The organism is Aquitalea aquatilis (assembly GCF_005155025.1).
GTDB classification, from domain to species: domain Bacteria; phylum Pseudomonadota; class Gammaproteobacteria; order Burkholderiales; family Chromobacteriaceae; genus Aquitalea; species Aquitalea aquatilis.
Window position 1 is genome coordinate 367,085 of the sequence record NZ_CP039731.1, and the last position, 18,869, is coordinate 385,953.

At 59.0% G+C, this 18,869-nt stretch carries 18 protein-coding genes; 6 read left to right on the plus strand and 12 right to left on the minus strand.

All coding sequences use genetic code 11. From position 1 onward, the window contains the following. The 5 genes from FAZ30_RS01755 to FAZ30_RS01770 all read left to right on the plus strand — a co-directional run bounded on the left by FAZ30_RS01755 (window position 1) and on the right by FAZ30_RS01770 (window position 4,141). Window positions 1-1,500, plus strand: coding sequence for an N-acyl-D-amino-acid deacylase family protein (locus tag FAZ30_RS01755; protein WP_137008509.1), 1,500 nt, complete (start codon window positions 1-3; stop codon window positions 1,498-1,500). Further along, on the plus strand, window positions 1,497-1,883 hold the full coding sequence (locus FAZ30_RS01760) for a RidA family protein (RefSeq protein ID WP_205676635.1): 387 nt from the start codon (window positions 1,497-1,499) through the stop codon (window positions 1,881-1,883). Before FAZ30_RS01755 ends, FAZ30_RS01760 begins: the two co-directional genes overlap by 4 nt. A 52-nt stretch (window positions 1,884-1,935) precedes the next feature. Next, window positions 1,936-2,844 (plus strand): sugar kinase, encoded by a 909-nt coding sequence (locus tag FAZ30_RS01765; protein ID WP_205676636.1) that lies wholly within the window; start codon window positions 1,936-1,938, stop codon window positions 2,842-2,844. Between the two features lie 141 nt (window positions 2,845-2,985). Then, window positions 2,986-3,258, plus strand: a complete 273-nt coding sequence (locus FAZ30_RS20340; RefSeq protein WP_168190799.1) for a hypothetical protein — start codon at window positions 2,986-2,988, stop codon at window positions 3,256-3,258. A 106-nt stretch (window positions 3,259-3,364) separates the two neighbouring features. Then, window positions 3,365-4,141 carry a fimbrial protein gene (locus FAZ30_RS01770; protein WP_168190800.1) on the plus strand — a complete coding sequence of 259 codons (777 nt, stop codon included), beginning with the start codon at window positions 3,365-3,367 and terminating at the stop codon, window positions 4,139-4,141. 102 nt (window positions 4,142-4,243) lie between these two features. Here FAZ30_RS01770 and FAZ30_RS01775 read toward each other — a convergent pair whose 3' ends face one another. Next, window positions 4,244-5,140 carry a substrate-binding periplasmic protein gene (locus FAZ30_RS01775; protein WP_137008513.1) on the minus strand — a complete coding sequence of 299 codons (897 nt, stop codon included), beginning with the start codon at window positions 5,138-5,140 and terminating at the stop codon, window positions 4,244-4,246. A gap of 238 nt (window positions 5,141-5,378) precedes the next feature. Next, entirely contained in the window at window positions 5,379-5,966 is a 588-nt protein-coding gene (locus FAZ30_RS20680; protein ID WP_246043392.1) for a formate dehydrogenase subunit delta, read from the minus strand. A 202-nt stretch (window positions 5,967-6,168) separates the two neighbouring features. Here FAZ30_RS20680 and FAZ30_RS01790 point away from each other — a divergent pair, with 202 nt between their 5' ends. Continuing rightward, window positions 6,169-7,284: a fimbrial protein gene (locus tag FAZ30_RS01790; protein ID WP_137008517.1), complete on the plus strand. Its 1,116-nt coding sequence runs from the start codon at window positions 6,169-6,171 to the stop codon at window positions 7,282-7,284. 105 nt (window positions 7,285-7,389) lie between these two features. On the opposite strand, the gene FAZ30_RS01795 is transcribed toward FAZ30_RS01790, so the two are convergent. The 10 genes from FAZ30_RS01795 to FAZ30_RS01840 all read right to left on the minus strand — a co-directional run bounded on the left by FAZ30_RS01795 (window position 7,390) and on the right by FAZ30_RS01840 (window position 18,836). Then, the gene (locus FAZ30_RS01795; protein ID WP_137008519.1) at window positions 7,390-7,617 is read right to left on the minus strand and encodes a formate dehydrogenase subunit delta; all 228 of its coding nucleotides are present in this window, start codon (window positions 7,615-7,617) and stop codon (window positions 7,390-7,392) included. Further along, window positions 7,614-10,484, minus strand: coding sequence for a formate dehydrogenase subunit alpha (fdhF, locus tag FAZ30_RS01800; RefSeq protein WP_137008521.1), 2,871 nt, complete (start codon window positions 10,482-10,484; stop codon window positions 7,614-7,616). The genes FAZ30_RS01795 and fdhF overlap by 4 nt, the downstream gene beginning before the upstream one ends. Beyond that, window positions 10,481-12,040: a formate dehydrogenase beta subunit gene (locus FAZ30_RS01805; RefSeq protein ID WP_137008523.1), complete on the minus strand. Its 1,560-nt coding sequence runs from the start codon at window positions 12,038-12,040 to the stop codon at window positions 10,481-10,483. Before FAZ30_RS01805 ends, fdhF begins: the two co-directional genes overlap by 4 nt. Further along, window positions 12,034-12,510 carry a formate dehydrogenase subunit gamma gene (locus FAZ30_RS01810; protein ID WP_137008525.1) on the minus strand — a complete coding sequence of 159 codons (477 nt, stop codon included), beginning with the start codon at window positions 12,508-12,510 and terminating at the stop codon, window positions 12,034-12,036. Before FAZ30_RS01810 ends, FAZ30_RS01805 begins: the two co-directional genes overlap by 7 nt. A gap of 146 nt (window positions 12,511-12,656) precedes the next feature. Then, window positions 12,657-13,859, minus strand: a complete 1,203-nt coding sequence (fdhA, locus tag FAZ30_RS01815) for a formaldehyde dehydrogenase, glutathione-independent (RefSeq protein WP_124642484.1) — start codon at window positions 13,857-13,859, stop codon at window positions 12,657-12,659. 783 nt (window positions 13,860-14,642) lie between these two features. Beyond that, on the minus strand, window positions 14,643-14,894 hold the full coding sequence (locus FAZ30_RS01820; RefSeq protein WP_137008527.1) for a hypothetical protein: 252 nt from the start codon (window positions 14,892-14,894) through the stop codon (window positions 14,643-14,645). A gap of 275 nt (window positions 14,895-15,169) precedes the next feature. After that, on the minus strand, window positions 15,170-15,442 hold the full coding sequence (locus FAZ30_RS20555; RefSeq protein ID WP_124642478.1) for a hypothetical protein: 273 nt from the start codon (window positions 15,440-15,442) through the stop codon (window positions 15,170-15,172). A gap of 259 nt (window positions 15,443-15,701) precedes the next feature. Continuing rightward, on the minus strand, window positions 15,702-16,640 hold the full coding sequence (locus FAZ30_RS01830) for a choline ABC transporter substrate-binding protein (RefSeq protein WP_137008529.1): 939 nt from the start codon (window positions 16,638-16,640) through the stop codon (window positions 15,702-15,704). Window positions 16,641-16,886: 246 nt separating this feature from the next. Further along, on the minus strand, window positions 16,887-17,873 hold the full coding sequence (locus FAZ30_RS01835) for a GlxA family transcriptional regulator (RefSeq protein WP_124642474.1): 987 nt from the start codon (window positions 17,871-17,873) through the stop codon (window positions 16,887-16,889). 96 nt (window positions 17,874-17,969) lie between these two features. Beyond that, window positions 17,970-18,836, minus strand: coding sequence for an ABC transporter permease (locus FAZ30_RS01840; protein WP_199730970.1), 867 nt, complete (start codon window positions 18,834-18,836; stop codon window positions 17,970-17,972). Window positions 18,837-18,869: the final 33 nt, after the last annotated feature.

Consider the following 18,869-nt stretch of genomic DNA (forward strand, 5'->3'; position numbering starts at 1 on the left):
ATGCACACCTACGACACCCTGATTCGCCGCGTCACTATTGTCGACGGCAGTGGCGCTGCGGCCTATGTGGCCGATGTCGGCATCCGCCAGCAGCGCATTGCCCTGCTCGGCGATGCCGGCGCGGCAACGGCCGAGCACACCATTGATGGCCAGGGTCTGACGCTGGCCCCCGGCTTTATCGATGTCCACACCCACGACGACACCATGGTGATCCGCCAGCCGCAGATGCTGCCCAAGCTCAGCCAGGGTGTCACCACGGTGATTGTCGGCAATTGCGGTATCAGTGCCTCCCCAGTCAGCCTGCAAGGCGAACCGCCAGACCCGATGAACCTGCTGGGGCCAAAAGACGCCTTCCGCTACCCGCGCTTTGCCGACTACCGCACAGCCGTGGAACAGGCCGAACCGGCTGTCAATGTGGCCGCACTAGTGGGGCATACCGCATTGCGCAGCAATCATCTGGACCGGCTGGATCGTACTGCCACGCCCACTGAAATCAGCGCCATGCGCGCGCAACTGGCCGACAGCCTGCGCCATGGTGCGCTGGGCTTGAGCAGCGGACTGGCCTATGCCTCGGCCTTCAGTGCCGACAGCAGCGAAGTGGAACAACTGGCGGCCGAACTGAACAGCTGCGGCGGGATATACACCACGCATCTGCGCAGCGAATTCGAACCGGTGCTGGAAGCCATGGACGAAGCCTGGCGCGTGGGCCGTCATGCCAACAGCCCGGTCATCGTGTCGCACATGAAATGTGCCGGCAAAGGCAACTGGGGTCGTAGCCAACAGTTGCTGGCTTCGCTGGAACAGGCTGCCAGCCGGCAGCAGGTAGGCTGCGACTGCTACCCCTATTCGGCCAGCTCATCCACGCTCGACCTGAAACAGGTCACCGGAGATTTTGAAATCTTCATTACCTGGTCCACCCCGCACCCCGACATGGCCGGCCAGACGCTGCAGGCCATTGCCGAGCAATGGCAGCTGCCCCTGATGGATGCCGCCCGCAAGCTGCAACCTGCCGGCGCGGTGTACCACGGCATGGACCCGGCTGATGTGGAAAACATCCTGCGCCATCCGCTGACCATGGTCGGTTCGGACGGCCTGCCGGAAGATCCGTTGCCCCATCCACGGCTGTGGGGTGCTTTTCCCCGCGTACTGGGCTACTACTGCCGCGAACGCCAGCTGTTCAGCCTGGAAACCGCCGTGCACAAGATGACCGGCCTGTCCGCCAGCCGTTTCGCGCTGGATGAGCGCGGCCTGATCCGCCCCGGCTACTGGGCCGATCTGGTGCTGTTCGACGCCGCCACCATTCATGACACCGCCAGCTTCCATGCCCCCATCCAGGCCGCAGCCGGCATTGCCGCAGTCTGGGTCAATGGCGTGCTCAGCTGGCAGGACAAGGCGGCCACCGGCGCACGTGCCGGCCGCTTTCTGCCGCGTACCCGTGACATCCGCAGCAGCTTTCCCGCCTTTACCCCTCTGACTTCTGACAAGGAAACCCGCTCATGAGCGATTTGAAACGATTTGGCATTGCCGGTGGTACCGGCGGCCAGCAAATGCCGTTTGCCCGAGCCGTGCAGGCTGCCGATGGCTGGCTGTATGTCTCCGGCCAAACGCCGATGGTCAATGGTGAAGTGATAGAAGGTGGCATCGTCACCCAGTCGCACCAGTGTATTCAAAACGTAATGGCCATTCTGGAAGAAGCCGGCTACGGCCCGGAACACGTGGTGCGCTGCGGCGTATGGCTGGACGACACCCGCGACTTCGCCTCGTTCAACCGCGTCTTCCTGCAATATTTTGGCGATCATCCCCCTGCCCGCGCCTGCGTGCAGTCCAGCATGGTGATCGACTGCAAGGTTGAAGTGGACTGCATCGCCTACAAAAAGCCCTAGCCCCCTGGCCCCTCCCACGAGGGGCACTCCCCCCAAGTAGAAAGACCCAACCATGCATATAGCCTGCCTTGGTGAGGGCATGATCGAACTGAGCGGTCAGCCCCTGCAGCGCCGTTTTGGCGGAGACACGCTGAATACCGCCATCTACCTGGCCCGGCTGCTAGCCGCCAGCCCGCACGATGTCCGCTATCTGAGCGGCATGGGCAAGGACAACCTGAGTCGCCAGTTGCTGGCCGACTGGCAGGCAGAAGGCGTGGATGTCAGCCACATCGTCATCCAACCGGGGAAACTACCGGGTTTGTACATGGTAGAGACCGACGCCCACGGCGAACGCAGCTTTCTCTACTGGCGTAGCGATAGCGCCGCGCGACATTACTTTGCTTCCGGCATCGATTTTGCCAGCCTGCTCAACCCCGCCCATCTGCATGCGCTATACCTTTCCGGCATCTCACTGGCCCTGTTCAACGAAGCCGAACGACAACGGCTGCTGGACGCCTTGCAGGTATTCAAACAGGCGGGTGGCAAAATTTGGTTCGACAACAACTTCCGGCCGTCGCTGTGGACTGCAGCTCAAGCCCGCGCCGGCCATGAAGCCATCCTGGCACTGGCCGATGTCGGCTTGCTGACGCTGGATGATGAAAGAGCACTGTACGGCGATGAGGATGCCGAAGCCGTTGCCAGCCGCACACTGGCGCTGGGCTGCACGGAAGTGGTGATCAAGCGCGGCGGCGAGCCCTGCCTGCTGGCCGGGGCAGGGCTACGCGAAGAAGTGTTCGCCACCGCCGTGCCCCGCGTTGTGGACACCACCGCCGCTGGCGACTCCTTTGCCGCAGGTTATCTGGCCAGCCGTACCCTGGGCTACAGCCCGTCGCAAGCCGCTGCCTATGCCCACCGGCTGTCGGCTGCGGTGATTGCCCATGCCGGAGCCATTATTCCGCCCACCGCCATGCCGCTACGCTAGTCACCCGTTTGCCTCTACCCGCCCGGCTCACTTCATGGCGCTTGGCTGAAGTGAGCCGGGCTATTCTTTATGACGGGGAAAACAGATAAAGAAAATTCTTAATAAATTAAGAGAATTATCTGATGATCATGTTTATTGAAAATGAATAGTCTGCTCCCTGACTTCAGTATCAGCCAAGCAAGCCTGATCGACATCCTCGCCCTGCTAATGGAACACCGCCATGCGCAAAACAATATTATTTCTTGCAGCCTTGCTGCTGGCCGCTTTCTGGCTTGGACCAATCCACGCCCGCTGCGCACCATGGACAATCAGTTCCTCGCCCGCAAACGGGGCCCTGTTCATGATTACGGATACCAAAAGCGGTATCGCCAGCAACCAACCCAACTTCACCGCCATCAGCGGCTGGTCCAGTAACCGCCTGGTCTCCCCCCTAGGCATGTGTGATCTATACGGTGCATATTGGATTCAGGACGGGACAACATCCCCGCTGGGGCTGACCGCAAGCGGGATGAGTAGCGCAGTGGGAAACTATAACGAAAGCGGCGTCAACTATCCGGTTTACCCCAGCTCGGTACCGGGCATCGGTTTCATCATCAAACACAGCATCGTCAACCCGGCCAGCGCCACCGTTCCCGGCGGCAGTACCATCAGCTTCACACCGACACCCAGCCAGATGAGTTTCAATAGCTATATTGCCGGCAAGCTGATCAAAACCGGTGATATCGGCAATGTGAATGTCTCTGTCATTAGTCTGTCAGTCGCCTATACCCTAACCTATACCGGTCGTTTCCCTGCGGAGATCAGCACAGCCAGTAGCGGTGGCACAGGCACTGCCAGCGGTAACTACACCATCCAGAACGTCAGTTGCAGCGTCAACACCAGCTCCCTGCAAATCGCACTCGCGGGCGTCGCGCCGACAGACCTGCCCAGCCTCAACAGTACTGCCAAGCCGACGCCATTCAATCTGGGGCTGACTTGTCCAAGCAGCACCAGCATGGCGATTTACATGACGCTGACTGACAACAGCAATCCCGGCAATACCGGTAATCTGCTGAGTCTTAGCCTAGGCTCCAGTGCCAGCGGGGTCAACTTGCAGATTTTGCGCAATAGCGGCACCCCCACCCTGGTCAACTTTGGCCCGGACTCCAGCGTGGCGGGCAACCTCAACCAGTTGCTGATGGCAACCGGGGCCACCGGCAGCCAGTCCTTTCCCTTTCTGGTCCGTTACATCCGCACCGGTACGCTGACCGGCGGCTCCGTCAACGGCCTAGCCACCTTCACCATGAGCTATCAATAACAGGAGCTGCCGCTTGCAGTAAGCTGCATGCCGTAGTTGAAAATCAAAGAGGCCCTTATGGGCCTCTTGTACTGATACGGTTCAACTTGCCGGGGCTAACACTCAGCGCCGCTTCCACCACCAGCTGGTATCCGGCCTGGCATTACCCGGCGGCAACTCGGTATTGTTTATCGGCGTAGTCTGCCAGCCATTTTCGGCCAGCAGCCGCAGGGCATCGGCATGGCTACGCAGGAACAGTTCCTTGAAGCTGCCATCGCGCTCGGCCATTTTCAGGCCCTGCAGCACACGTCTGGCCAATGGCTTGTTTTCCTTGCTCACCCAGAAATAGACAGGAAAAGGGAAATAGACCGCCTTGCTTTTCTCCAGCGTCAGCCCTGGGTAGCGCGGCAGCTGTTCCTTCATTTCGCTGCCCACCTCGTTCAGCCCGCGCGGAAAAGCATCGAAACGCCCGGCTGCCAGCATCTCGAACAGGCTTTCATAGCCAATGGATGGCTGCACTTCGTAACCGTTGTTTTTCATGATGAGGTAATCAGCCCACTGGCTGTTGAGGCCCAGGCGGACACCGGCACGGAATTGCTGTGGGGTCATGCCCTTGAAGATGGGCAGGTCGTCCTTGCGCACAAAAAACACCCGGTAGCCAATGATGCCCTTGAGGATATCCATGCGTACCGGCTGCAGCAGCTGTTCCCGCTGCGCATTCGGCGCAAAGGCAAGCACGTCCACCTTGCCCGTGCTCAGCAGCTGTTCCGCCCGCCATTGCGTTACCTTGTCGTTCAGCGGCACCAACTCGTAGTGATGGTGATCGACTTTTTCCACATGGTCCAGCGCCAGTTTGAGCAAGGCCCAGCGATAGGTATAGATGCTGCCACTGGGGTAATAACGAATCACGTTATCTGCCGCCTGGGCCGGTACGGCACCCAGCAGGCAGATTAGCGCCAGCAGCCGCTTACACCATGGGTGCCGGCAAGAGAGAAGCTTGGAAAGTCTGGATAATGGCATGTGTCCCGTCCTGTGCTGCCTTAGCTTACGCAGACAATATGAAAGTTCATTGATGTCTGCATAAGGGGCAGTCTGTCTCCCCAGCATACTGCAGCACAGGGGAATGACAAGTTTGATAAAGCGACGGAGCTATGCGTAAAAGAGCTATGCGTAAAAGAGCGGGGGCGGAATAGCGCCTGAGGATGATAAGACGCGGCCAGGACAGGATGCGCAGCCCGATGCCGCGGATCCCCTGCGCTCAGTGCTGCTCTGCGGGAAAGGACATTTTCTGTACCGCCAGGCAGGCCGCCGGACGCAGCTCTGCGGCTTCCCCCTGCTCCACGGCCTGCGCCAGCCGCTGGCGCATGGCTGGCGCCCAGAAGCGCTGCAGATGGCTGGCAATTTCCGCTGCGGCTTCTTCCTCACTGCAATCTGCGCTGAAAAAATCGCTGATCTGATTGGCCATCTTCACCAGTTGTAGCGGGTTCATTGCACACTCTCCCCACGCCCCTGCCGCAGCAGTTCCTGTTGCTGACGGCTGAAATGGCGGTAGCGCTGCTGCCATTCCGACGGCTGGTTGACCTTGATGATTTCCACGGCCGTGACCTTGGTATTCCGGGCAATTGGTAGCCCAGTCGGAATTATCGGTGGTGATGACATTGGCCCCGGATTCCGGGAAATGGAAGGTGGTGTACACCACCCCGGCGGCCACCCGTTCGCTTACCTTGGCGCGCAGCACTGTCTGGCCGGCTCGGCTGGCCACGCCCACCCAGTCGCCATCGACAATGCCACGATTTTCCGCATCTGCCGGGTGAATCTCCAGCCGGTCTTCCTCGTGCCAGGCCACGCTTTCAGCATTAACATCAGCACAGCGATAGCCTACGTGGTAGTGAAAATTCCAATTAGTTTCTAGGGAAATTCCTATATGAAAAATCGTAAATCTACACTATTTTGAGTAATAACTGTTGCTACCTTTAGCCAACACATAACTTTCCTGATACTCAATCAGAAAAAAAATTAATCTAGACTACACAATTCTTAGCAATTATATGAAATCACAAAATAGAAAGGCGAAGATGAAATATCTTAGACGAACTCTTAATATACGAATAATCTACAATATAACATTCGCCATTTTATTCATCACCACTCTCGGCATCAGCACTGCGCATGCTGACAATTCGAGCTACCCTAATTGTACCGGTGGCGGCACGCCCGACATAATATTGAATCTACCGGCCACGATCAATATTGCAACGCTACCTGCCAATACCCCCACGATCACACCGGTTACAGACTGGTTCAGTGTGAGCGCACTATCATATACTGGTTGCAAAGCCATATCAGGAAATAACATTGCCTATCAGGCAGCTCTTGCTGGAAGCGGCGGTCCCAATCCAAGCCACAACGACAACGGCATGTCATATGACATCTACCCCTTTGTCAGCGGAATTGGGATAATCATGTCAGTACAAAATATAGAATCAGGAAACAGCCCGGCACCATTACGAAATGGAAATACCCGAGTCAATTTACCCATAACAAATAACGGTAATTTTAATACCATATATCGCGCCAGACTTATCCGATACAACTTAACTACAAACAGTGGTGAAATTTATATCCCCCAGAGATATCTGATCCATGGACAGGACTGGATGTATAATTACAACTCAGCAAGCGGTGCATACACACACGTCCAAAGGTTATATACATCACCGACAACAATCAAGATACAAACCGCCAGCTGCACTCTGAACACCAGCAATATTAATGTTCAACTACCCAATATGCTGCCATCCCAATTTCCCAGTGTTGGCACAACAAATGGCACTACACCATTCAATATATCGATCAACTGCCCCAGCCCCGTCAATACATATATGACAATAACGGACAACAGTGCACCTACTTCAACATCGGATATTATTTCTGCGACAAATGACTCTAGCGCCCAAGGCCTAGGTATTCAAATCAGGAAAAATGGCCTACCGATTTCACTCGGACCCGACAGCAGCATGGCAGGAAATACAAATCAATTCCTGATAGGGAATAATATGTCAGGTAATCAGATTATTCCGATGACTGCCAATTACATTCGGACATCAGACATTAATGTTGGAACAATCAGGGCCATTGCCACCTTCACCATGTCCTACCAGTGAAAAACAGTGTTGCATCAGGTGATGATATTCAATGTCTTGGGGATGTTCATGACAGCCTCTGCCGTCATGCCCCCTGAGATGTGTCATCTGCCCATTTGTCCATTGCTACTCATCCACTGGAAAGGATAATTTCTGTACCGCCAGGCAGGCCGCCGGACGCAGCTCTCCGGCTTCCCCCTGCTCCACGGCCTGCGCCAGGCGCTGGCGCATGGCTGGCGCCCAGAAGCGCTGCAGATGGCTGGCGATTTCCGCTGCGGCTTCTTCCTCACTGCAATCGGCGCTGAAAAAATCGCTGATCTGATTGGCCATCTTCACCAGATGTGACGGTTTCATTGCACGCTCTCCCCACGCCCCTGCCGCAGCAGTTCCTGTTGTTGACGGCTGAAATGGCGGTAGCGCTGCTGCCATTCCGACGGCTGGTTGACCTTGATGATTTCCACTGCCGTCACCTTGTACTCCGGACAATTGGTCGCCCAGTCGGAATTATCGGTGGTGATGACATTGGCCCCGGATTCCGGGAAATGGAAGGTGGTGTACACCACCCCGGCGGCCACCCGTTCGCTTACCTTGGCGCGCAGCACGGTCTGGCCGGCACGGCTGGCCACGCCCACCCAGTCGCCATCGACAATGCCACGATTTTCCGCATCAGCCGGGTGAATCTCCAGCCGGTCTTCCTCGTGCCAGGCCACGTTGTCGGTGCGGCGGGTCTGCGCGCCGACATTGTACTGGCTGAGAATGCGCCCGGTGGTGAGCAGCAGCGGGAAGCGGCCGTTGACGCGCTCTTCGGTGGGGACATAGCGGGTAATCATGAAGCGGCCCTTGCCACGCACGAATTCACCGATATGCATGGTGACCGTGCCGTCCGGCGCAGCCGCATTGCACGGCCATTGCAGGCTACCGTGGCGCTCCAGCGCGGTATAGCTGACACCACTGAAGGTGGGCGTCAGGCGGGCGATTTCGTCCATGATTTGCGACGGATGAGTGTAGTCCATGGCATAACCCAGTGCCTGGGCCAGCGCCACGGTGACTTCCCAGTCGGCCTTGCCGCCCAGCGGGTCCATCACCTTGCGCACGCGCGAGATGCGGCGTTCGGCATTGGTGAAGGTGCCGTCCTTTTCCAGGAAGGAGCTGCCCGGCAGAAACACATGGGCGAACTTGGCGGTTTCGTTGAGGAAAATATCCTGTACCACCACGCACTCCATGGCCGACAAGGCGGCGGTGACATGCTGGGTGTTGGGGTCGCTCTGCGCGATGTCCTCGCCCTGGCAGTACAGCGCCTTGAAGCTACCATCCAGCGCGGCCTCAAACATATTGGGAATGCGCAGGCCGGGCTCGTTGTGCAGCGACACGCCCCAGGCCTGTTCAAACTGGGCGCGCACCACGTCGTCCGACACATGGCGGTAGCCGGGGAATTCGTGCGGGAAGCTGCCCATATCGCAGGAGCCCTGCACATTGTTCTGGCCGCGCAGCGGATTCACCCCCACGCCTTCGCGGCCGATATTGCCGGTAGCCATGGCCAGGTTGGCAATCGCCATCACCGCGGTGCTGCCCTGGCTGTGTTCGGTCACCCCCAGGCCGTAATAGATGGCGGCATTGCCGGCGCTGGCATACAGCCGGGCGGCGGCGCGGATGTCGTCCGCCGCCACGCCGCATACTTCGGCCATGGCTTCCGGTGCGTGTTCCGGCTGGGCGACAAAGTGCCGCCAGTGGCCAAAGGCTTCGCTATCGCAACGGGCGGCGACAAAGTCTTCGTCCAGCAGCCCTTCGGTGATGATGACATGGGCCAGCGCATTGAGCATGGCCACATTGGTGCCGGGGCGCAGCGCCAGATGATGGGCGGCGCGGGCATGGATGGCGTCCACCAGGTCGATGCGGCGCGGGTCGATGACAATCAGCTGCGCGCCCTGACGCAGGCGGCGCTTGAGCTGAGAAGCAAACACCGGGTGAGCGTCGCTGGGGTTGGCCCCGATCACCAGCACCACATCGGCCTGCATCACCGAGTCGAAGCTCTGGGTACCGGCCGATTCACCCAGCGTCTGCTTCAGGCCATAGCCGGTGGGCGAATGGCAGACGCGGGCGCAGGTATCGACATTGTTATTGCCAAAGGCGGCGCGCACCAGCTTTTGTACCAGATAGGTTTCTTCATTGGTGCAGCGGCTGGAGGTGATGCCACCCACTGCATCGCGGCCATATTTTTGCTGGATGCGGCGGAATTCGCTGGCGGCATGATTGAGCGCCACTTCCCAGCTGACTTCCTGCCACGGCTCGTCGATGCTGCGGCGTATCATCGGCTTGGTGATGCGGTCCGGGTGGGTGGCATAGCCCCAGGCAAAGCGGCCCTTGACGCAGGAATGGCCATGATTGGCCTGGCCGTTCTTGTCCGGCACCATGCGCAGCAGCTGGTTGCCCTTGAGTTCGGCGCGGAAGGAGCAGCCCACGCCGCAATAGGCGCAGGTGGTGATGACGCTGCGTTCCGGCTGGCCCCACTGGATGACGCTCTTTTCCATCAGCGTGGCGGTGGGGCAGGCTTGTACACAGGCGCCGCAGGAGACACACTCCGAGCCGAGAAAGTCCGCGCCGCCCGCGGGGCTGACGCGGGATTCAAAACCGCGTCCGGCAATGGTCAGCGCAAAAGTGCCCTGGGTTTCTTCACAGGCGCGCACGCAGCGGTTGCACACGATGCACTTGGACGGGTCGTAATCAAAATAAGGGTTGGAAACGTCTTTCTGCTCCTGCAGATGGTTGGCCCCGTCCATGCCGTAGCGCACTTCACGCAGGCCCACCTGCCCGGCCACGGTTTGCAGTTCGCAATTGCCATTGGCACTGCAGGTCAGGCAATCCAGCGGATGATCCGAGATATACAGCTCCATCACCCCCCGGCGCAGCTTGGCCAGCTTTTCACTCTGGGTGCGCACCACCATGCCCGGCGTGACCGGGGTGGTACAGGAGGCGGGATAGCCACGATGGCCATCGATTTCCACCATGCACATGCGGCAGGAGCCAAATGGCTCCAGGCTGTCGGTGGCGCACAGCTTGGGAATGGCGGTATCCAGCAGCGCTGCCGCGTGCATCACCGAGCTGCCGACTGGCACGCTGATGTTCTGGCCGTCGATGGTGAGGGTAATGCTGGCCTCGCCGGGGCGGGCCGGCGTACCCATGTCCTTGTTGCAGGATGCACCTGCTCCGCATTGGCAGCTCATCGTGCTTTCTCCTGAGATTCCAGCCCAAAGTCGGCCGGGAAATGACGCATGGCACTCTGTACCGGGAAGGGGGTCATGCCACCCAGCGCGCACAAGGAGCCGTATTGCATGGTGTCGCACAGATCATCCAGCAGTGCGCGCTGACGCTGGCGCTCGGCCGCATCTGGCGCGGCCAGCAGGCGCTCGATGACTTCCACCCCACGGGTGGAGCCGATACGGCAGGGCGTGCATTTGCCGCAGGACTCCTCGGCGCAGAACTGCATGGCAAAACGTGCCATCTGTCCAAGGTGCAGGCTGTCATCACACAGCACCGCGCCACCATGACCCAACATGGCACCGATGGCGGCCAGTGCTTCGTAATCCAGCGGGGTATCAAACTGCGACGGCGGAATCCACGCGCCCAAGGGGCCGCCCAACTGCACGGCTTTTACCGGCTTGCCGCTGGCGGTACCGCCGCCGTAATCAAACACCAGCTCGCGCAAGGTCAAACCAAATGCGCGCTCCACCAGCCCGCCACGCCGTACATTGCCTGCCAGCTGGAAAGCCATGGTGCCCAGCGAGCGGCCCATACCGAAATTGCGATACCAGGCGGCACCGCGTGACAGGATCAGCGGCACCGAGGCCAGCGACAGCACGTTGTGCACCAGCGTTGGCTGACCGAACAAGCCGTGCAAGGCAGGTAGTGGCGGCTTGGCGCGCACCGTGCCACGGCAGCCCTCCACCGACTCCAGCAGCGAGGTTTCCTCGCCGCAGATATAGGCCCCGGCACCTTCGCGCACTTCGATATCAAATTCATGGCCGCCGTGGGCGACATCCTCGCCCAGATAGCCATGGGCACGGGCAATGTCTATGGCCTGACGCAGCACGGCAATGGCCGGCGCGTATTCGGAGCGCACATAGATATAGCCACGGCTAGCCCCCACCGCCAGCCCGGCAATGGTCATGCCTTCGATCAGCAGGAAGGGGTCGCCCTCCATCAGCATGCGGTCGGCAAAGCTGCCGGAATCACCCTCGTCGGCATTGCACACCACGTATTTTTGTTCGGCCTGCGCCTGACGCACGGTGCGCCACTTGATGCCGGCCGGGAAAGCCGCCCCGCCCCGCCCGCGCAGGCCGGATTCCAGCACCTCGGCCACGATTTCGTCATGGCTCAGCCGCGCAGCGTGTTGCAGCCCCTGATAGCCGCCATGGGCCAGGTAGTGCTCCAGCGACAACGGGCTGGTGATGCCAGCACGGGCAAACAGCAGGCGCTGCTGGCTTTTCAGATAGGGCAGTTCTTCCACCAGCCCCACCGACAGCAGATGTTCGCCATTGGCCGCCAAGTCCGCATCCAGCAGGCTGGCCACCTGCTCCGGGCTGACTTCGCGATAGCCGGCGCGGCCTTGCGGGGTGTCTACTTCCAGCAGAGGCTCCAGCCAGAACAGACCGCGCGAGCTGGTGCGGATGATGTTGATGTCGAGCTTGCGCCGCGCCGCTTCAGCGGCGAACTCGGCGGCGACGGCATCTGCGCCCACGGCGCAGGCCACCGAATCCATCGGGATATACAGGGTCAGCATTGCCCCTCCTTGCTACAGGATGCCAGCAGCGCGCTGAGTTTTTCCGGGGTGACGCGCGCATGCAGCTGGCCATCCAGCTGCAAGGCTGGCGCACAGGCACAGGCGCCCAGGCAGTAGACCGGGCGCAACTCAAGCTGGCCGTCCGCCGTGTGGCCGTGGTCGTCCACGCCCAGTTGTGCGCGCAGCTGGGCCGCCAGTGCCTCGGAGCCCATGCTCTGGCAGGCCTCGGCACGGCACAGGCGCAGGCTGTGTGCCGCCGGCGGGGTGGTGCGGAAATCGTGATAGAAGCTGATGACGCCTCGCACCTCGGCCTGACTCTGGTTCAGCGTGCGGGCGATGGCCGGCACGGCGTCGTCCGGCACATGGCCGATGGCATCCTGTATGGCGTGCAGCAGCGGCAGCAGGGCACCGGGCAAATCCCGGTATTGCTGCAGCAGCTGGCTGAGAATCTCTTGTTCTTGGGTGGTCATGCTGTAGGGTCCTGCGCGTGAGCCTTGCTTGCGAACATGCTGTTTGACTGCCAGACGGCAAGATTGCGCCGTCCGGCAGCACACTGCAATGCCCAATTGGCGTTAAACGCCAGCCGGGCAGCTACTCCTTAATGGTGAGGCCAGGCTCAGGCGGCGCTGAGCAATTGCAGATGCGGATCGATGACGAATTTCTTCGGTGCACCGCCATCAAAAGCCGCGTAGCCCTGCGGGGCCTGATCCAGCGTGATCAGCTCCACACCCACCACTTCGGCGATATTGATGCGATCCCACAGAATGGCCTGCATCAGCGCGCGGTTGTACTTCATCACCGGGGTCTGGCCGGTAAAGAAGGTATGCGACTTGGCCCAACCCAGACCCAGCCGCACCGACAGGCTGCCACGGCGGGCTGCTTCGTCTTTCGCACCCGGATCATCGGTGACATAGAGGCCCGGAATACCGATGCGGCCGGCTTCGCGGGTGACTTCCATCAGCGAATTGAGCACGGTGGCCGGGGCCTCGTGCTGCGAACCGGCATGGCCATGGCCACGCGCTTCGAAACCGACAGCATCGATGGCGCAATCCACTTCCGGTACCCCGAGAATGGCGGCAATCTGCTCGGCCAGCGTGGCGTCCTGCGACAGGTCGGCCGTTTCAAAGCCCACCGCCCGCGCATGCACCAGCCGCGCCGGGTTCACATCCCCCACAATCACCACCGCCGCACCCAGCAAACGGGCGGAAGCCGCCGCCGCCAGCCCAACCGGGCCGGCTCCGGCCACATACACCGTGCTACCGGGGCCGACACCCGCCGACACCGCACCGTGATAACCGGTGGGCAGGATGTCGGACAAGCAGGTGAGATCGCGGATCTTGGCCATGGCCTGATCGCGGTCGGGGAATTTCAGCAGATTGAAGTCGGCATACGGCACCATCACGTACTCGGCCTGACCGCCCACCCAGCCGCCCATGTCAACATAGCCATAGGCACCACCGGCGCGGGACGGGTTTACCGACAGGCACACGCCGGTATTCTGCTCCTTGCAGCAGCGGCAGCGACCGCACGCCACGTTGAACGGCACCGATACGATGTCGCCCTTGTGCAGGGTTTCCACATCGCTGCCCAGCTCGATCACCTCGCCGGTGATTTCATGGCCCAGCACCAGGCCGGATGGTGCGGTGGTACGGCCGCGCACCATATGCTGGTCCGAACCGCAGATATTGGTGCTCAGCACTTTCAGAATCACCCCGTGGCCCAGCTTGCGCCCCAGGGGTGATACCAGTTCCGGAAAGGGGATGTGCTGCACTTCCACCTGGCCAGGCCCTACATAAACGACTCCGCGGTTTCCCGTCATTGTTGTCTCCTCACTGCTACCACATCGGAGCGCACCCCGCTCCGGGGGAGGTATTGGCAACAGCGGCCAGCACCCACCCTACGGTAAAGGCGCACACGCGGCAGGACTTGAACAAATACGACAGCTTTGCAATGGATAACGTCTGATTGCTTCCGCCGCCAGTACGGCAAAAAACCTGTGTAATCATGGGGTTTTATGCACAGAACCGGCAGCAGCCGAATGCCGCAATGCACAAGACCCCGACTGATGTCGGGACACGCCTGAACGCGGGACTTGCTAAGGTCAAATTGCTCAGACAGGCAGGTGCTTCATACCTCACCTCGGCCATCGCAATACGTTTATCTCGCAGTAACGACCAAACCATTTAAACATCTGGCATCCGCTCACGCGGATGATGATTGACATGCCGCTTCCGCGCGGCAGACGGGAAAGGGATCTTTGCTTGGCCAAAGATCCCTTTCATCCCTAAAAGCCACCCAGCAAGCATGGCCTGCGGCTGCCCGCCAGGACCCGTCCGGTGCGAGGCGCGCCTGAACTCGCGATTTGCTAACGTCAAATCGCTCAAACAAAGCAGGCGCTTAACACCTCGCCCCAGCCACCCGTCGGCATGCTTGACGGGGAAAAGGGTGGCACCGGTACGATGGAAAATTTGGGGTAGCGTAAGATACTTCGAGTACTACCAAGGTAGGAAAAGGTTCGGTAGACCGCGATCCCTCAGGGTTACCAAATCGGTTCCAACCCACCGGCATTTGAGCCGATCCCTATAACAGTAAGTACCATCTGTTATTCCCCACAGAAATATGACACTATTGATATAATCAAAAAAGCAACACAAAGCCATATTAAATTATCTCTAATATTTTTAATTTTTTTCAATTCTGGATTTGCATTTATTAAATTATCAGTATAGCCAAAATCAAATATTGACCTCCCTTCTTTCTTCAACCCATATCTATATTTTGCATGATAATAGTGTGCCACAACAAGGAAGAGCACCATGAGTACTCTTGATACATTGTAGATCAATGAAGCCATTCAGCTACCTCTGCCATTTATTGATAATATTGTTTTGGGTTGATTAGGGAAACAACCAACCAAAATTCATGACACCTCTTAACTATGATAACTTGCAGAGTGTGCAGGAAAATTTCAATCAGTATTTTTTATACTACTAATGCGGTTTCGAAAATAAATCTATCCTTAGAAATTAACTTATGGTTTGTTGTGCGTAGCGCATGCGGCCTGATTTTTACTGGGCAGTGATTAACTAATCAGAAGGACGCTAATGACATGGATACATTATGATTTTACTATCGCTTCCTTAAACTCTCCTGTCCATATTCCATCAGTGAACTCAGGAAATACTCCGCCACACGCCGCTTACCGGTTTTCACTTCCACTGAAACCTCCATCCCTGGCGAGAGACGACGGCCATTGCCTGGCTTGGGATAGTAGGGTTCGAGAGCAGCTTCGAGCTTGTTCCAGGGCATGACCTTGTCCATTTCGGTCAGGAAGATTTCCCGGCGGGTCTGCTTTTTTTTGGTGGACTGTTCGAGATCAGTGAAGCTCAGCTGCTTGCTCATCGCCATTCCTCGGTGCGGTGGGATGATGAATTTTAACGGTAAGGCAGGGACTTGTTCAGACCTTACCTAGCTGAACCCCTTCACAGCGCCCCATCCTGGGCGCTTTTCTTTTCTGGCCGATTGGTTTTGATTTATATTGCGAATCCGCTCACGCGGATGATGGTTTGCACTTTCCTTCTGGCAAGCGCGATGTTGTGCCAACAATTTAAAAGCCCCGACCTCAGTCGGGGCCTTGCACTGGCGGATGGACTGATGAAAATCAGTGGCCCAGTGCCTTGTTCACCGCAGCCAGGCCAGGCTTGCCATCCAGCGTGGTGACACCAGCCAGCCAGGTTTTCAGGATGTCCGGGTTCTTTTTCAGGTAGTCACGCGCCGCAACTTCCGGCTTGACCTTGTCCATGATCGGGCCCATCACACGGTTTTCGATGGTGGTGGTGAAATGCAGGTTATGCAGCAGCTTGCCCACATTCGGACAGCGGGTTTCGTAATCCGGGCTGATGGCAGTGAATACCTTGGCCTCGCCCAGATTGGGGCCGAACACCTCGTCGCCACCGGTCAGGTAGGCCATCTTGTACTTCACGTTCATCGGGTGCGGCTCCCAGCCCAGGAACACCACCCACTTTTTCTGGCGGATGGAACGCTCCACCTCGGCCAGCATGCCGGCTTCGCTGGACTCCACCATTTTGAAGCCAGCCAGGCTGAACTGGTTTTTCTTGATCATGCCGTCGATCAGCAAGTTGCCATCGTTACCCGGCTCGATGCCGTAGATCTTGCCACCCAGCTTGTCCTTGAACTTGGCAATGTCCTTGAAATCCTTCAGACCGCCAGCAGCCACATAGTCCGGCACCGCCAGGGTGTATTTGGCCCCCACCAGATTGGGGGTATCCAGCACCTTGATCTGGCCGGCCTTGACGAAGGGCTCGATCACCGGGGTCATCGACGGGTTCCAGTAGCCCAGGAACACGTCGATCTGCTTGCTCTTGATACCGGAAAAGGTAATCGGCACCGAGGCAATGGTGGTGGTGGGCTTGTAGCCCAGCCCTTCCAGTACCACGCTGGCCATGCCGGTGGTGGCGGCGATGTCGGTCCAGCCCACGTCGGCAAAGCGGACATTGCGGCATTGCGCCGGATCATTGGCCAGTGCGCTGCCCGCGATGGCCAGCAGGGCCGTGCCCAGCATCATGTTACGAATATTCATTACACCACTCCCGTATAAGTATTTTGATAAACCCAGCGACAGGATTGCCTCGGCGTACAGCATGGACATGCGGCCACGCAGCTTGGGCATGGAACCGACACCTGCCAAGAGTGCCACGCAGGCGCAGCGGGACTTGCGCCAGCACGACCGCCACTTGCATGAATACGCCGTAGAAAAAAAGCCAGCCCTGCAAGGAGTAACAGAGCTGGCTGCGACCACAAGCTGCCGGTTTTGCCGCCCGGCGGCTCAGGCAATGACCGCGGAGTCCACCAGATACTGCTGGCGCTCACGGCTGGGCGGGTAGCCGAACAGACCGCGATAGGATTTGGAAAAGTGCGAGGAGGACAAAAAGCCACAGGCCACGGTAACTTCCATCACGCTCATATTGGTTTGCAGCAACAGTTCTCGCGCCCGGCGCAGGCGCAAATCCAGGTAATACTGGGCTGGCGTGGTATTGAGATAACGCTTGAATAGCCGCTCCAGGTGGCGCAAGGACACGCCCAGTTCATCGGCCAGGTTTTCCAGCGAGCGCGGGTTTTCGATATTGCTTTCCATCGACAGCGCGGCATCCACCAGCGTTTCATGGCCGGTGCCGATGCGCGCCAGCAGCGGAATATGCTGGCGGTCGCCATTGTCGCGCAGCCGGTCGACGATGAACTGCTCGGACACATCCGCCGCCAGGCTCTTGCCGCCCTTGTGGCGGATCAGGTGACACATGAAATCCAGCGGCGCAGTGCCGCCACTACAGGTAAAGCGGTCGCGGTCCAGCACGAACAGATCGGAAGTGAACTTGGTCTTGGGGAATTCCTCGCTGATGGACAGCAGGTTTTCCCAGTGGATGGCACAGCGGTAGCCATTGAGCACCCCGGCCTTGGCCAGGGCGAAGGTGCCGGTACAGATGGCCCCCAGCGGCACACCCTGTGCCGCGAAACGGCGGATGACGGAAACAACCTTGTCGTCCACCGCTTCGCGCACCTGCCAGCCGCCACAGACAATCAGCATGTCGTACTGCTGCGGGGCTTCGGGGGCGGTGATGGGGGAGAGTTCCAGACCATTGCTGGCGGCTACCGGCTGACCATCGGCCGATAGCAGGCTCCAGCGATACAACTTCTTGCGTGACAGATAATTGGCCATGCGCAGCGGCTCCACAGCATTGGAGAAGGCGATCATGGAAAACCTGTCAAGCAAGAGGAAACCAATATGCGACAACGATGCGATTTGTTGCGGACCCATGGTGACCTCGGCATGTGATGTGTGATGAATGGTTTTTGTGTTGTCATTCCCAGGCCGGACAGGGTCTGCCCGCCGGCCTGTTTGCTGCCACAGGGTCTAGCTGCCCTGCTCGGCAGCGCGCGTGGTGGGCGTGTGGCCGAAACTCTCGGTAATGCGGTCCAGAATGATGGCCAGCAGCACCACCGCCAGCCCGCTTTCAAAACCCAGGCCCACGTCCAGCCGCTGAATACTGGCCAGCACATCGTTACCCAGGCCACCCGCCCCCACCATGGAGGCAATGATCACCATCGACAGCGCCATCATGATGGTCTGGTTGACCCCAGCCATGATGGAAGGCAGGGCAATGGGCAGTTGCACCTTGAACAACAGCTGCCAGGAAGTACAGCCAAAGGCATGGCCGGCTTCCACCTGCTCCTTGTTCACCATCCGGATACCCAGGCTGGTCAGGCGCACGGCGGGCGGCACGGCAAACACCACCGTGGCCAGAATGCCGGGCACGCGTCCCAGGCCAAAGAACATGGCGGCCGGAATCAGGTAAACAAAGGCCGGCATGGTCTGCATGAAGTCCAGCACCGGGCGCACCAGCATGCCCACCAGCTTGTTGCGTGCACACCAGATGCCCACCGGCACCCCCAGCATCAGGCTGACACAGGTGGCGGACAGCGTCAGTGCCAGCGTGGCGATGGTCTGGCCCCAGAAGCCGGTGGCCCAGATCAGCCCCAGCGCGGCACAGACGAACAGGGCGAACTTCCAGCCCAGCCGCCAGAACCCGACCCCGGCAAAAATCGCCCCCATCGCCACCGGCGGAATGCCCAGCAACAGGAATTCCACCATGGTGGCAAACCAGTCGATGGTGTTGCCGATGGCGTCGAAGGCACCGGCGTTGTGATCCAGCATGAAATGAATGATCTGGTTGACCCAGTCGCCAATCGGCAACATGTCTTGTGTACTGATCTCAGCCATGGCGGCTTGCTCCTCTGGTGCTGCGGACTCGCG